Origin of the sequence: Paracidovorax wautersii, assembly GCF_031453675.1 — a bacterium.
In the GTDB taxonomy this organism is placed as follows: domain Bacteria; phylum Pseudomonadota; class Gammaproteobacteria; order Burkholderiales; family Burkholderiaceae_C; genus Paracidovorax.
In genome coordinates this window covers 226,401-241,145 of the sequence record NZ_JAVIZX010000001.1, presented here as the reverse complement: position 1 = coordinate 241,145, position 14,745 = coordinate 226,401, and the positions used below count along the sequence as shown (strand labels likewise).

Below are 14,745 nucleotides of genomic sequence, written 5' to 3'. Positions count from 1 at the left end.
AGGACGCATTTCGTGACAAGAATATGTCGTTGTCGCACAGGGTCTGCGCGGCAGCAACCGGGGAAACCCCGTCGGCATGTCAGTCGGGAATTGTGGCAGCCGTGTGACGGCATTGTGACAAATTGAGTCACTGTCGGGACGCAACCCTTTGCTTTTTCCGGTGAATTGCAGCGATGACAACAAGGTTTTGTGCATTGCACAATGCTCGGCGGTCCTGTCGCGAGCGGCGCGCCGGGCTTCTTTTCCTGACCTCTCTTCATTCCCATGGCCACCACCTCTCTGGACAAAAGCAAGATCAAGTTCCTGTTGCTGGAGGGCATCCACCCGTCCGCCGTGGAGGTGCTGCGCCGCGCCGGCTACACGCAGATCGAAGCGCTCGCCGGGGCGCTGCCGGACGAAGAACTCAAGCGCAAGATCGCCGACGTGCATTTCATCGGCATCCGCTCGCGCACGCAGCTGACGGCCGAGGTGTTCGCCGAGGCCCACAAGCTCGTCGCCGTGGGCGCCTTCTGCATCGGCACCAACCAGATCGACCTGGATGCGGCGCGCGAGCGCGGCATCGCGGTCTTCAATGCGCCCTATTCCAATACCCGCTCGGTGGCCGAGCTGGTGCTGGCCGAGGCCATTCTGCTGCTGCGCGGCGTGCCCGAGAAGTCCGCGGTGGCCCACCGCGGCGGCTGGCTCAAGAGCGCCGACAACGCCTACGAGATCCGCGGCAAGACGCTGGGCATCGTCGGCTACGGCTCCATCGGCACGCAGCTGTCGGTGCTGGCCGAAGCGCTGGGCATGCAGGTGCTCTTCCACGACGTGGTGAACAAGCTGCCGCTTGGCAATGCCCGCCAGGCCCCGTCGCTGCAGGCCTTGCTGGCGCAGAGCGACATCGTGAGCCTGCACGTGCCCGAGCTGCCGTCCACGCAATGGATGATCGGCGCGGCAGAGATCGCGGCGATGAAGCCCGGCGCCATCCTGCTCAACGCCTCGCGCGGTACGGTGGTGGAGATCGAGCCGCTGGCCGAGGCGCTCAAGGCCAAGAAGCTGCTGGGCGCCGCCATCGACGTGTTCCCCGTCGAGCCGCGCAGCAACAAGGACGAGTTCATCTCGCCCCTGCGTGGGCTGGACAACGTGATCCTCACCCCGCACATCGGCGGCTCCACCATGGAGGCGCAGGCCAACATCGGCCTGGAAGTGGCCGAGAAGCTGGTGAAGTACAGCGACAACGGCACCAGCATCACGTCCGTCAATTTCCCCGAGGTGGCGCTGCCGGCGCATGCGGGCAAGCACCGCATCCTGCACATCCACCGCAACGTGCCGGGCGTGCTGTCGGCCATCAACCAGGTGTTTGCCGACAACCACATCAACATCGCCGCGCAGTACCTGCAGACGAACGAGAAGGTCGGCTACGTGGTGATCGACCTGGACGCCGAATCGTCCGACTTGGCCCTGGACAAATTGGCACAGGTACCGGGCACCATCCGCAGCCGCGTGCTGTTCTGACGGTGGCCGGCTCCGGGCGCTACCGGAGAGGGGTAAGTGCGAGGTTGCTTCGAAAAAGATAGCTGCATGCGCTTGCCCCTCAAGGGGGTTGAAGGGGAAGGGCATGAAACCGCAGCGTAATCCAGCGCAGCGCGCTATCATTTTTGAACGGTAGCCGGCTGGCCCAGGGCCGCGGCCGGCCGGGCGGCGTCCCCCCTGAGGCGTCCGGCAGCCCGGCGGGGGCTGGCTTAAAATCGCGGCCCCGAGGCCCAAGGGCGTCCCACGCGCCCGACCCAGGTTGACCCCCATGAATGTTCCGATAGCGCTGGCTACCCTGCAGGCGCAGGCGGCCGAGCCCGCCCGCCTGCGCGAGATTCCCTACAACTACACCTCGTTTTCCGACCGGGAAATCGTCATTCGCCTGCTGGGCTCCGCCTCCTGGGACGTGCTCGACCAGCTGCGCCGCGAGCGCCGCACCGGCCGCTCCGCCCGCATGCTGTACGAAGTGCTGGGCGACATCTGGGTCGTGCAGCGCAACCCCTACCTGCAGGACGACCTGCTGGACAACCCCGACCGCCGCAAAGCCCTGGTGGATGCGCTGCAGCACCGCCTGTCCGAGATCGGCAAGCGCCGCACGCCGGGCGAAGACGCCGAGCGCGACCGCCTGGTGGGCGAGCTGGTCGAATCCGCGCGCCGTGCGATCGCCGAGTTCGACGTCACCTTCGCCCTGGCCGCGCAGCTGCGCCGCCAGGTGCAAAAGCGCCTGGGCCGCCACACGGCCAAGGACAACATCAAGTTCGACGGCCTCTCGCGCGTGTCGCACGTGACCGACGCCACCGACTGGCGCGTCGAGTACCCGTTCGTGGTGCTCACCCCCGACACCGAGGCCGAGATGGCCGCGCTGGTCAAGGCGTGTATCGAGCTGGAGCTGACCATCATCCCGCGCGGCGGCGGCACCGGCTACACGGGCGGCGCGATTCCGCTGACCTGGCGCAGCGTGGTCATCAACACCGAGAAGCTCGAAGCCATGACCGAGGTGGAGATGCGCCGCCTGCCGGGCATCGAGGGTGAAGTGGGCACCATCTGGACGGAAGCCGGCGTGGTGACCCAGCGCGTGGCCGATGCGGCCGAGCGCGCGGGCTTCGTCTTCGCGGTGGACCCGACCAGCGCCGAGGCCTCGTGCATCGGCGGCAACATCGCCATGAACGCGGGCGGCAAGAAGGCCGTGCTGTGGGGCACGGCGCTGGACAACCTGGTCAGCTGGCGCATGGTGACGCCCGAGGCGCAGTGGCTGGAGGTCACGCGCCTGGACCACAACATGGGCAAGATCCACGACGTGGAAACGGCCACCTTCGAGCTGCAGTATTTCGAAGCCGATGGCAAGACGCCGATCCGCACCGAACGCCTGGCCATCCCCGGGCGCACCTTCCGCAAGGAAGGCCTGGGCAAGGACGTGACGGACAAGTTCCTGTCGGGCCTGCCGGGCATCCAGAAGGAAGGCTGCGACGGCCTCATCACCAGCGCGCGCTGGGTGGTGCACCGCATGCCCAGCCACACGCGCACCGTGTGCCTGGAGTTCTTCGGCAACGCCAAGGACGCCGTGCCCTCGATCGTCGAGATCAAGGACTTCATGTTCGCCGAGCAGAAGCGCTCGGGCGTGCTGCTCGCGGGCCTGGAGCATCTGGACGACCGCTACCTGAAGGCGGTGGGCTACGCCACCAAGAGCAAGAAGCATGGCGGCGGCCTGCCCAAGATGGTGCTGTTCGGCGATATCGCCGGCGACGACGCCGACGACGTGGCGCGCGTGACCAGCGAGGTGGTGCGCATCGCCAATTCGCGTGCGGGCGAAGGCTTCATCGCCATCAGCCCCGAGGCGCGCAAGAAGTTCTGGCTGGACCGCAAGCGCACGGCCGCCATCAGCCGCCACACCAACGCCTTCAAGATCAACGAAGACGTGGTGATTCCGCTGCCGCGCATGGCCGAGTACACCGACGGCATCGAGCGCATCAACATCGAACTGTCGTTGCGCAACAAGCTCAAGCTGTGCGACGCACTGGAAGACTTCTTCCTGCGCGGCAACCTGCCGCTGGGCCGCCAGGACGACGCGCATGAAATCCCGTCCGCCGAGCTGCTGGAAGACCGTGTGGCCCAGGCCGTGGCTTTGGTGGGTGAGGTGCGCGCCCTGTGGGCCGGCTGGCTGCGCGATGTCGAAACGCTGTTCCCGCAACTGCAGGACCACACCCTGCGCGCCAGCTGGAAGACGCAGCTGCGCGAGCCGCTGGCCAAGATCTTCGCCGGCGCAGCGTTCAAGCCGGTGATGGACGAGACCGTGGCGATCCACCAGCGCGTGCTCAAGGGCCGCGTATGGGTGGCCCTGCACATGCATGCCGGCGACGGCAACGTGCACACCAACCTGCCCGTCAACAGCGACGACTACGACATGCTGCAGACCGCGCATGAAGCCGTGGCGCGCATCATGGTGCTGGCCCGCAGCCTGAACGGCGTGATCTCGGGCGAGCACGGCATCGGCATCACCAAGCTGGAGTTTCTGACAGACGACGAACTGCAGCCGTTCGCGGATTACAAGCAGCGCGTGGACCCGCAAGGCCGCTTCAACAAAGGCAAGTTGCTACGCAATCAAGAGCACGCTGCGCAGGCTGGTAAAGCGCGGGCGGCCGTTTCGGCGCGTGAATCGCTGATGTTCTCGGACCTGACCAACGCCTACACGCCGAGCTTTGGCCTCATGGGACACGAGTCGCTGATCATGCAGCAGAGCGACATCGGCGCCATCGCCGATTCGGTCAAGGACTGCCTGCGCTGCGGCAAGTGCAAGCCGGTGTGTGCCACGCACGTGCCGCGCGCCAGCCTGCTCTACAGCCCGCGCAACAAGATCCTGGCGACGTCGCTGCTGGTCGAGGCGTTCCTCTACGAAGAGCAGACGCGCCGCGGCGTGTCGATCAAGCACTGGCAGGAATTCGAGGACGTGGCCGACCACTGCACCGTCTGCCACAAGTGCTACACGCCGTGCCCGGTCAAGATCGACTTCGGCGACGTGACCATGAACATGCGCAACCTGCTGCGCAAGATGGGCAAGAAGACCTTCCGTCCGGGCAATGCGCTGGCCATGACCATGCTCAACGCCACCAACCCGGACACCATCAAGCTGATGCGCTCGGCCATGGTGGATGTGGGCTTCAAGGCCCAGCGCGCCGTGGTGGACCTGCTGCGAGCCGTGGGCCGCCGCCAGACTTCTCATCCGCCGGCCACGGTGGGCACGGCGCCCATCAAGGAGCAGGTGATCCACTTCGTCAACAAGAAGCTGCCCGGTGGCCTGCCCAAGAAGACGGCGCGCGCGCTGCTGGACATCGAGGACAAGGACTACGTGCCCATCATCCGCAACCCGGCCGCCACCACGGCCGAGACGGAGGCGGTGTTCTACTTCCCCGGCTGCGGATCGGAGCGCCTGTTCAGCCAAGTGGGCCTGGCGACCCAGGCCATGCTCTGGCACGCGGGCGTGCAGACCGTGCTGCCGCCGGGCTACCTGTGCTGCGGCTACCCCCAGCGCGGCAGCGGCCAGTTCGACAAGGCCGAGAAGATGATCACGGACAACCGGGTGCTGTTCCACCGCGTGGCCAACACGCTGAACTATCTGGACATCAAGACCGTGGTGGTCAGCTGCGGCACCTGCTACGACCAGCTGCAGGGCTACCAGTTCGACAAGATCTTCCCGGGCTGCCGCATCATCGACATCCACGAATACCTGCTCGAGAAGGGCATCACGCTGCAAGGCAATGGCGCTTACCTGTACCACGAGCCCTGCCACAACCCGATGAAGCTGCAGGACTCGGTCAAGACCGTGAAGGCGCTGGTCGGCCCGCAGGTGACCAAGAGCGAGCGCTGCTGCGGCGAGTCCGGCACGCTGGGCGTGACGCGGCCGGATATCTCCACGCAGGTGCGCTTCCGCAAGGAAGAAGAGATCCGCAAGGGCGAGGCCGCGCTGCGCGCCAGCGGCGCCGTGGGCCTGCAGGACAACGTGAAGATCCTCACCAGCTGCCCGAGCTGCCTGCAGGGCCTGAATCGGTACCAGGACGACCTGCAGAACGGTCTGTTGGAAGCCGACTACATCGTCGTCGAGATGGCGCGCGAGATCCTGGGTGAGAACTGGATGCCCGAATACGTGCAGCGCGCCAATGCGGGCGGCATCGAGCGGGTGCTGGTGTAGCCATGTCGGTCACCACGCTCGGCACGGCCGTGTCCCCGGTGCTTCCCGAGGCGGCGCGCGGCGCCCCTGCCTGCCCGCTGTGCGAGGCGGATGGTGGCACGCTGGTCTGGCGCGGTGAGCGCCTGCGCGTGATCCGCGCCGACGAGGCGGGCTTCCCCGCCTTCTATCGCGTAGTGTGGGGCGCGCACGTGGCGGAACTCTCGGATCTGTCCGATGCCGATCGCGCGCACTGCCTGGCAGCGGTGTGTGCGGTCGAGCGCGCGCTGCGGTCCCATCTGCAGCCTGCCAAGATCAACCTGGCGGCCCTGGGCAACATGGTCCCGCACCTGCACTGGCACGTGATTGCGCGCTTTGCCTGGGACAGCCACTTCCCGGCGCCGGTGTGGGCCGCGGCGCTGCGCGAGCGTGTGCCGGAGCACGAGGCGCAGGTGGTGGCGCGGCTGCCCGCGGCCGAGAAGGCCATGGCCGAGGCGCTCGGCCGGCTGGGCTGAGGGCGGATCAGCTCAGTTCGCCGGCGAGCGTCACGCGGTCGCGTCCGGTGTCCTTGCTGCGGTACAGGGCGCGGTCGGCGCGCGCAATGGCGCTCGACAAGGCTTCGCCCGGCTGCACCGCCGTCACGCCCAGAGAGAGGGTGGCATCGATGGCCACGCCGGCATGGTGCATGGAGCGTGCGGCCACCGCGCTGCGCACGCGTTCCGCCAGGGCCTCGGCCGCTTCTGCCGAGGTGTCCGGCAGCAGGATCAGGAATTCCTCCCCGCCCCAACGGGCCACCACGTCGTGTGCGCGGCTGGCGCGCAGCAGCAATGCCCCGATGGCCACCAGAATCTGGTCGCCTGCATCGTGGCCGTAACGGTCGTTGATCTGCTTGAAATGGTCGATGTCTGCGATCACCAGTGCGGTAGACCGGCCCGTGAGCCGGGCGTCCGCAAGGCTGCGCTCCGCCCGCGCGATAAGGTTGCGCCGGTTGGACAGCCCCGTGAGCGGATCCGTCGCGGCCTGCGCCTGCAGTTGCTCTTCTGCCCGGCGCACCGTGCCGTAGTAGAAGCGTGCCGTGTAGGCCGCCATGCAGAACACCACGGCGACGTTGAAACCGTGGACCACGGCCAGCCCCCGCGCGCCCAGGGGTGCCTGGGCGCCGAAGTGCTGCGACACGGCGTGCAGCCCGAGGTAAAACAGGAACAGCGCCAGCAGCAGCAGGGCAGGGCGCAGCTGCCGACCGGCGCTGACGGTGATGGCGGGAATGAACATCAGCAGGTAGTAGTGAAAGCCGCTGTCCCACCCGATGAGCCAGGTGCCGAGCGCAGCGTGGCCCGTCACCTCGAGCCAGATGAGCACCAGCGCGGCCAGGTTGGCGCGCCGCAGCAGGAGCCAGTAGGCCGCAGCGTAGATGGCCATGCTGAGCACATTGAGCCAGGCGAGCAGGGGTGAACCCAGCACGGTGAAGAGCCCCAGCAGGGCGAGGTCCACGCCGGCCGCCACCACGGTGACGCGCCGTGACATGATCCAGAACGCCTTGTGTGCGAGCTTGCTGTGCGCAGGAGATGCCGAAGTGCCAGCCATGAAGAACGGTAGGGGATGTATGCATCCAAAGGTAACCGCACCGGCGCGGGGGGTCAATTCAGACGCTCCCGGGCTGTGGCGTGGGCGCCAAGCGGGAGCACAGTGGGACAATGCTCCCCCCGCTTCTCTTCCCGTCGTTCAGACAACAGGTACAGGTGACATTCCCATGGCAGGTTTGACCGCAGGCACGCCCACTCCGCAATCGATCACGGTGCACGAGACTTCCCGCGTGCTGGAGGTCGCATTCTCCGACGGAGCGTCCTTCCGCATCCCGTTCGAGCTGATGCGCGTGTATTCGCCGTCTGCCGAGGTTCAGGGCCATGGTCCGGGGCAGGAGGTGCTGCAGACGGGCAAGCGCGGCGTCACGCTCACCGGCCTGGAGCCCGTGGGCCACTACGCGGTGCGCCCGGCCTTCTCGGATGGCCACGATAGCGGCATCTTCACCTGGGACTACCTCTACGAGCTGGGCAGCAAGGAGTCTGCCCTGTGGGCGGAGTACCTCGACCGCCTGGCGGCCGCCGGCCTGGACCGCGATGCGCCCATGCCGGGCAAGGGCCATGGCAGCCACGGGCATGGCGGCTGCGGCGGCCATTGATCTCTCATCGCTTGGCGGCGTCGGGGCTGTGGCCTTTCGCTTCCCTTTCTTTCATTTGTTCCACTCGCAGCGTTGCTCCTGCACCAAGCCCCGGGCGGGCGCGGGGTTGTCGCTGTACCGCTGGCCGTGTCCGGCCTAGGATTTCAATATGAGCTCTACGCATTTCGGTTTCCAGTCGGTCGATGAGAAAGACAAAGCGCGCCACGTGCGCGGCGTGTTCGACTCGGTGGCTTCCAAGTACGACGTCATGAACGACCTGATGTCGGCGGGCCTGCACCGGGCCTGGAAGGCCTACACGGTGATGGTGGCCAACCTGCGCGAGGGCAGCCAGGTGCTGGACATTGCGGGCGGCACGGGCGACCTGTCGTTGGCCTTCTCCAAGAAGGTGGGCGCCAGCGGGCGTGTGGTCCATACCGACATCAACGAGGCCATGCTGCGCGTCGGCCGCGACCGTCTGATCGATGCCGGCGTGGTGCTGCCCACGCTGGTGTGCGATGCCGAGGCCCTGCCGTTCCCCGATGCGCATTTCGATGTGGTGAGCGTGGCCTTCGGGCTGCGCAACATGACGCACAAGGACGCGGCCATCGCCGAGATGTGCCGTGTGCTCAAACCGGGTGGGCGTCTGCTCGTATTGGAGTTTTCCAAGATTGCCAAGCCCCTGGAAAAGGCGTACGACTGGTATTCGTTCAAGGTGCTGCCGCGTCTGGGCAAGATGGTTGCCGGCGACGACGCCAGCTACCGCTACCTGGCCGAGTCGATCCGCATGCATCCGGGCCAGGAAGAGCTCAAAGCCCTCATGCAGCAAAATGGCTTTGGACATGTGGACTATCACAACATGACTGGCGGCATCGTGGCCTTGCATGTTGGAATCAAGTGCTGAAGCCCAAAGGGCTGCAACAAGTAGCTGGAGATTGACATGATGAAACTATGGTCCCTGGTCCTCGTCGCGTTGCTCGCGGTGGCCCACACCGACGCCGACGCCCGTCGCATGGGTGGCGGCAAGTCGGTGGGCAAGCAGTCGAGCAACGTCACCCAGCGTGAAGCCAACCCGCCTGCCGCCCCGGGCGCGCCGGCACAGAACGCCGCCACGAACAACGCCGCGGCCAAGCCGGCCACGCCGGCCGCCAACCCCGCAGCCGCTGCGCCCAAGAAGCCCTGGGGCGCCATGCTCGGCGGCCTGGCCGCAGGCCTGGGCCTGGCGTGGCTGGCCAGCTCGCTCGGCCTGGGCGCCGGTTTCGCCAACTTCCTGCTGATCGCGCTGCTGGCCCTGGCCGCCTTTGCGGTCATCGGCATGATCATGCGTTCGCGCAAATCCGCTGCCGCGGGCGGCAACGCGTCGCCCTTCGCGTTCCAGGGTGCGGGTGCGGGCGCAGGCGCATCGCCTGTGCAGCCGCAGATGCCACGCCAGTACAGCCCCGCCAACGTGGGCAACGACGCTTCGGCCCGCCCTTGGGAACGCAATGCCACTGCCTTCGAGGCTGCACGGCCTGCGGGCGGCACCAGCTCGGGCGTGGTGATCGGCTCCGCTCTGGCCGGTTCGCAGAACTGGGGAGTTCCGGATGGCTTCGACGCCGACGGTTTCCTGGCGGCTGCCAAGCGCAACTTCACCACGCTGCAGGCTGCGTGGGACCGCTCGGACATCAACACCCTGCGTTCGATGATGACCGACGGCATGCTGGACGAGATCCGCACCCAGCTCAGCGAGCGCGAGTCGCACCGCGACGCCAGCCAGCCCAACCACACTGACGTGGTCATGCTGGAGGCGCAACTGCTGGGCATCGAGGACCTGGGCGATGCCTACATGGCCAGCGTGGAGTTCTCCGGCATGATCCGCGAAGAGCCTTCGGCAGGCCCGAGCCCGTTCCGCGAGGTGTGGAACATGACCAAGCCCAAGAGCGGCTCCAGCGGCTGGCTGGTGGCAGGCGTGCAGGCCCTGCAGTAACGCGGCCGCCTATTTGGTCGTGGCGCCGGGAGGGAAAAGCCTCCGGTGTCCGCCCAGTTCAGGGAATAATCGGGGACTATGGCAACACAGTCCCCTTTTTCTTTGCTGGATGGGCTTTTCGAGCGCATCGCCAGTGGTCCGCAGCCACCGCAGTGGCTGGTGCATGAGGTGCAGCACCGCGTCGTGCTGTTCCTCAACCATGTGCTCATGCAGGAACGCGAGGCCATGGACCGCCTGGTCCGCCAGCGCGGCCGGACGGCAAGGGTGCAGTGGAGGGCGTATTCCATGGCCCTGCAGATCACCCCGGCAGGGCTGCTGGACCTGGCTCCCCAAGGCGGAACGCCCGACCTGTTGCTGGAAATCACCGACACCTCGCCGCTGGCCCTGGCCCAGACCGCTCTGCGGGGCGAGAAGCCGGCCATCCGCATCGAAGGCGACGTGCAGCTGGCGGCCGAGATCCACTGGCTGGTGGACCATGTGCGCTGGGACGTCGAGGAAGACCTGGCCCGCGTGATCGGCGATGCCCCGGCCCACGCCGTAGGCTCCGTGGCGCGCCGCGCGGCGGATGCCCTGCGGCGCTTCGTTGGCGCACGCATGGCGCCGGGCGCGGCGGGCACCGGCGTGGACAGCGCCTCCGCTCCGGACCGTTCGCCGCCATGAGCCACTTCTTCCGTGGCTTCACCATCGTCTGGATGGTGCTGCGCTATGGGCTGGATGAGCTGGTACTGACCAGCTTCCAGAAACCCTGGCTGCGCCTGCTCGCCCGGATCATCTCCGTCGGCCGCAACCTGGATGCCCCGCGGGGCCGGAGGCTGCGCGAAGCGCTGGAGCGGCTGGGGCCGATCTTCGTCAAGTTCGGCCAGGTGCTCTCCACGCGCCGCGATCTGATGCCGCCGGACATCGCCGATGAACTGGCTCTGCTGCAGGACCGGGTGCCCCCGTTCGATCCGGCGGTGGCCGTTGCGACCATCGAACGTGCCTTCCGGCGTCCGCTGGACCAGATCTTCGTGTCGTTCGACCGCGTTCCCGTGGCCAGCGCCTCGATCGCGCAGGTGCACTTCGCCGTCATCCGCGACCGCCAGGGCATCGAGCGCGAAGTGGCCGTGAAAGTGCTGCGTCCGGGCATGCTGCCGGTCATCGAGAAGGACCTGGCCCTCATGCGCATGATGGCGGGCTGGGTCGAAGGCCTGTCGGCGGACGGCAAGCGACTGAAGCCACGGCAGGTGGTGGCCGAGTTCGACAACTACCTGCACGACGAGCTTGATCTGGTGCGCGAGGCTGCGAATGCCGCCCAGCTGCGCCGCAACATGGAAGGCCTCGAACTGGTGCTGGTGCCGGAAGTGTTCTGGGACTTCTGCCACCCCGAGGTCATGGTGATGCAACGCATGAAGGGCGTGCCGATCAACCAGATCGAGCGACTGCGCAGCGCAGGCGTCGACATCCCGAAGCTGGCGCGCGACGGCGTCACCATCTTCTTCACCCAGGTGTTCCGCGACGGCTTCTTCCACGCCGACATGCACCCCGGCAACATCCAGGTCAGCCTGGAGCCGGAAACGTTCGGACGCTACATCTCGCTCGACTTCGGCATCGTGGGCACGCTCACCGAGTTCGACAAGGAATACCTGGCGCAGAACTTCACCGCGTTCTTCCGGCGTGACTACAAGCGTGTGGCCGAGCTTCACATCGAAAGCGGCTGGGTGCCGGCGCACACGCGGGTCAACGACCTGGAGTCCGCCATCCGTGCCGTCTGTGAGCCGTACTTCGACCGCCCGCTCAAGGAAATCTCCCTGGGCATGGTGTTGATGCGCCTTTTCCAGACCTCGCGCCGGTTCCACGTGGAGATCCAGCCGCAGCTGGTGCTCTTGCAGAAGACGCTGCTCAACATTGAGGGCCTGGGCCGCCAGCTCGACCCGGAACTGGATCTCTGGAGCACAGCCAAGCCCTTCCTTGAGAAGTGGATGCTTGAGCAGCTCGGCCCGCAGCGCTTCCTGCGCGAGCTGCGGGAAGAGGCGCCGCACTTCGCCAAGATGGTGCCGGAGCTGCCGCGCCTGCTGCATGCGTACCTGCGTGACAAGCCCCAGGGCCCGAACCGGGAGCTGCACGAGCTCCTGGCGGCCCAGAAACGCACCAACCAGTTGCTGCAGAGCCTGGTCTACGGTGGCATGGGTTTTGTATTGGGTTTGCTGGCAATGCAGCTGCTGATCCGCATCCGGGTCTTCTAGCCCGCGCTGTCGCCGCTTTCTCTCTCTACCGTTCTCTTTTTCACCACTTCGCGACATCGAGGAGCATGCCGTGCTGTTGACGCTGGTCATCGTTTATCTCCTGGTCACCATCGCCATCGGGTTGGTCGCTGCCCGAAGGGTGAAGAACACGACCGACTTCGCCATCGCGGGCCGCCACCTGCCGATGTTCATGATCATCACCACGACCTTCGCGACCTGGTTCGGCTCGGAGATCGTGCTGGGCGTGCCGGCCAAGTTCATCGAAGGCGGACTGCACAACGTGGTGGAAGACCCGTTCGGCGCGGGCATGTGCCTGATCCTGGTGGGCCTGTTCTTCGCCGGCAAGCTCTACCGCATGACCTTGCTGACGATCAGCGACTACTACCGTGAGCGCTACGGCCGCATCATCGAGGTGGCCTGTTCGCTCATCATCATGCTCAGCTATCTGGGCTGGGTATCGGCCCAGGTCACAGCGCTGGGGCTGGTGTTCAACCTCCTGTCCGGCGGCGCCGTCAGCATTCCCGTCGGCATGACCATCGGCGTCGTGTCCATCCTGGCCTATACCCTGTTTGGGGGCATGTGGTCGGTGGCTGTGACCGATTTTCTCCAGATGATCATCCTGGTCGTGGGGCTGATGGTCCTCGCCTTTTTCGCAGGCGACATGGCGGGCGGGGCCGGGAAGGTCCTCGATCTGGCGGTGAGCCGCGATCTGTTCAAATTCTGGCCCGAGCCCACGCTGCACGACATCGTGTTCTTCTTTGCGGCGGCCATCACCATGATGCTGGGCTCCATTCCGCAGCAGGACGTGTTCCAGCGCGTGATGTCGGCCAACTCCATGCGGGCGGCCACGCACGGCACGGTGATCGGTGGCAGCGCCTACATCCTGTTCGCCTTCGTGCCCATGTTCCTGGTGGTCAGCGCACTCATCATCATGCCGGAGCGGGCGCAGGAACTGCTGGCCGAAGACCCGCAGAAGGTGCTGCCCACGCTGGTGATGGAGAAGATGCCGTTCGTCATGCAGGTGCTGTTCTTCGGCGCCCTGCTGTCGGCCATCAAGTCGTGTGCGTCCGCCACGCTGCTGGCGCCGAGCGTGACCTTCACCGAGAACATCTGGCGCCAGTTCCGTCGGGGTTCCAGCGACCGCGAGAACCTGCTGACCATGCGCATCAGCGTGCTGGTCTTCAGCCTGGCGGTGCTGATGTACTCCATCAAGATGGAAGGAACGCCCATCTACGAATTGGTGTCCGGCGCGTACCAGGTGCCCCTGGTGGGTGCGTTCGTGCCGCTGGTGTTCGGCCTGTACTGGAGCCGCGCGAGCACCCAGGGCGCCGTGTGCGCGGTGATCCTGGGCATCGGCTCCTGGCTCGCCGGCCTGGCGATGCCTTGGGGCGCCGTGTTCCCTGCGCAGTTGGCCGGGGTGCTGGCGGCCGTGGTGGGCATGGTCGCAGGCTCGCTGCTGCCGCAGTGGGTGCAGAACACCCGCACACCGCACCGTCCCGCCCCGGCAGGGACGATCTGACGCTGCCATGAACCCTGCAGAGGCGATGCGCAGGCCGCGTCGCGCTCTTCAAGGCCCCCGCGATCGCACGGTTCGCCGTTGACCGGTGGCAGCAGCGGTGTGGGTGATCCGCGCGCCGTCTGGCTGCAGAGGCTGCCACCTATAATCAGCGGTTTTGCATTTTCCTGTAGCGCAAGCATCCGATGCCTATTTATGCCTATAAGTGCGGCGCCTGTGGCCATGCCAAGGACGTGCTGCAGAAAATTTCCGATGCGCCCCTGACCGATTGCCCGGCCTGCGGCGCACCTGCGTTCTCCAAGCAACTGACGGCCCCCGGCTTCCACCTCAAGGGCTCGGGCTGGTACGCCACCGATTTCAAGAACAGCGGCAGCGCTCCCAAGCCCGCTGCGGCACCGGCGGCCGATGCGCCCGCCGGTGGCAGCGACAGCGCTGCTGCTGCGCCCACGCCCGCTGCCGCGCCAGCGTCCTCCACGCCGTCCAGTACGGCTGCCTGACCCCCTCCTTCACTCACTCCACTCGCATGTCCGCTTTGCGCAAATGGCTGTTCACGGGCCTTCTGGTGATCGTCCCCGGCGTCATCACCGCCTGGGTCCTGAACTGGATCATCGGCACGCTGGACCAGACCTTGCAGATCCTGCCAGGCTCCTGGCAGCCCGACCGGCTGCTGGGCTTCCACATTCCCGGCTTCGGCGTGCTGCTCACGCTGGCCATCCTGCTGGTGGTGGGCGCATTGGCCAGCAACTTCGCGGGCCGCAAGCTGGTGGAGTGGGGCGATGCCCTGGTGAGCCGCATCCCCGTGGTGCGTTCCATCTACTCGAGCGTCAAGCAGGTGTCGGACACGCTGTTCTCTGAAAGCGGAAACGCCTTCCGTACGGCCGTGCTGGTGCAATGGCCGCGCGAAGGCGTGTGGACGGTGGCGTTCATCACGGGCGCACCCAGCGGCGAGGTGGCCGCGTACCTGCGCGACGAGTTCGTGAGCGTTTACGTTCCCACCACGCCCAACCCAACCGGGGGCTACTTCGTGATGCTGCGCAAGAGCGACTGCGTCGAACTGGACATGAGCGTGGACGCTGCGCTCAAGTACATTGTGTCGATGGGCGTGGTCACTCCGCCGGATACCGCCATCCCCTCCGAACCCAAGTGAAACCCTGTTCCAGCGCGCCGGTGGCGCGCCAGGAATGCATCCCTGTGTCGCGCTCGCTGGAGCGCAGG

General features: G+C 66.5%; 12 protein-coding genes. 11 read left to right on the top strand and 1 reads right to left on the bottom strand.

Annotated features, from left to right (window positions below; translation table 11 throughout):
* The first annotated feature begins 264 nt into the window (after positions 1–264).
* The 3 genes from serA to QE399_RS01095 all read left to right on the top strand — a co-directional run bounded on the left by serA (position 265) and on the right by QE399_RS01095 (position 6,186).
* Positions 265–1,494, top strand: a complete 1,230-nt coding sequence (gene serA, locus QE399_RS01105) for a phosphoglycerate dehydrogenase (RefSeq protein ID WP_309825501.1) — start codon at positions 265–267, stop codon at positions 1,492–1,494.
* A gap of 286 nt (positions 1,495–1,780) precedes the next feature.
* A complete protein-coding gene (locus QE399_RS01100; protein ID WP_309825499.1) occupies positions 1,781–5,695 on the top strand; it encodes a DUF3683 domain-containing protein in 3,915 nt (1,304 codons plus the stop codon).
* A 2-nt stretch (positions 5,696–5,697) separates the two neighbouring features.
* The gene (locus QE399_RS01095) at positions 5,698–6,186 is read left to right on the top strand and encodes an HIT family protein (protein WP_309825497.1); all 489 of its coding nucleotides are present in this window, start codon (positions 5,698–5,700) and stop codon (positions 6,184–6,186) included.
* Between the two features lie 7 nt (positions 6,187–6,193).
* On the opposite strand, the gene QE399_RS01090 is transcribed toward QE399_RS01095, so the two are convergent.
* A complete protein-coding gene (locus tag QE399_RS01090) occupies positions 6,194–7,195 on the bottom strand; it encodes a GGDEF domain-containing protein (RefSeq protein WP_309825495.1) in 1,002 nt (333 codons plus the stop codon).
* A 226-nt stretch (positions 7,196–7,421) separates the two neighbouring features.
* Here QE399_RS01090 and QE399_RS01085 point away from each other — a divergent pair, with 226 nt between their 5' ends.
* From QE399_RS01085 to QE399_RS01050, 8 genes are all read left to right on the top strand, one after another.
* Positions 7,422–7,850, top strand: coding sequence for a gamma-butyrobetaine hydroxylase family protein (locus QE399_RS01085; RefSeq protein WP_309825493.1), 429 nt, complete (start codon positions 7,422–7,424; stop codon positions 7,848–7,850).
* A 148-nt stretch (positions 7,851–7,998) separates the two neighbouring features.
* Positions 7,999–8,730 carry a bifunctional demethylmenaquinone methyltransferase/2-methoxy-6-polyprenyl-1,4-benzoquinol methylase UbiE gene (gene ubiE, locus QE399_RS01080; RefSeq protein WP_309825491.1) on the top strand — a complete coding sequence of 244 codons (732 nt, stop codon included), beginning with the start codon at positions 7,999–8,001 and terminating at the stop codon, positions 8,728–8,730.
* Positions 8,731–8,766: 36 nt separating this feature from the next.
* The gene (locus QE399_RS01075; protein ID WP_309825489.1) at positions 8,767–9,792 is read left to right on the top strand and encodes a Tim44 domain-containing protein; all 1,026 of its coding nucleotides are present in this window, start codon (positions 8,767–8,769) and stop codon (positions 9,790–9,792) included.
* 78 nt (positions 9,793–9,870) lie between these two features.
* Positions 9,871–10,452: a hypothetical protein gene (locus tag QE399_RS01070; RefSeq protein ID WP_309825488.1), complete on the top strand. Its 582-nt coding sequence runs from the start codon at positions 9,871–9,873 to the stop codon at positions 10,450–10,452.
* A complete protein-coding gene (gene ubiB / locus QE399_RS01065; protein ID WP_309825485.1) occupies positions 10,449–12,014 on the top strand; it encodes a ubiquinone biosynthesis regulatory protein kinase UbiB in 1,566 nt (521 codons plus the stop codon). The genes QE399_RS01070 and ubiB overlap by 4 nt, the downstream gene beginning before the upstream one ends.
* A 70-nt stretch (positions 12,015–12,084) precedes the next feature.
* Entirely contained in the window at positions 12,085–13,533 is a 1,449-nt protein-coding gene (locus tag QE399_RS01060; RefSeq protein ID WP_309825483.1) for a high affinity choline transporter 1, read from the top strand.
* 182 nt (positions 13,534–13,715) lie between these two features.
* A complete protein-coding gene (locus QE399_RS01055; protein WP_309825480.1) occupies positions 13,716–14,027 on the top strand; it encodes an FmdB family zinc ribbon protein in 312 nt (103 codons plus the stop codon).
* Between the two features lie 26 nt (positions 14,028–14,053).
* Complete coding sequence (locus QE399_RS01050; protein ID WP_309825479.1) at positions 14,054–14,677, top strand: DUF502 domain-containing protein; 624 nt, start codon at positions 14,054–14,056, stop codon at positions 14,675–14,677.
* The last annotated feature ends 68 nt before the right edge of the window (positions 14,678–14,745 follow it).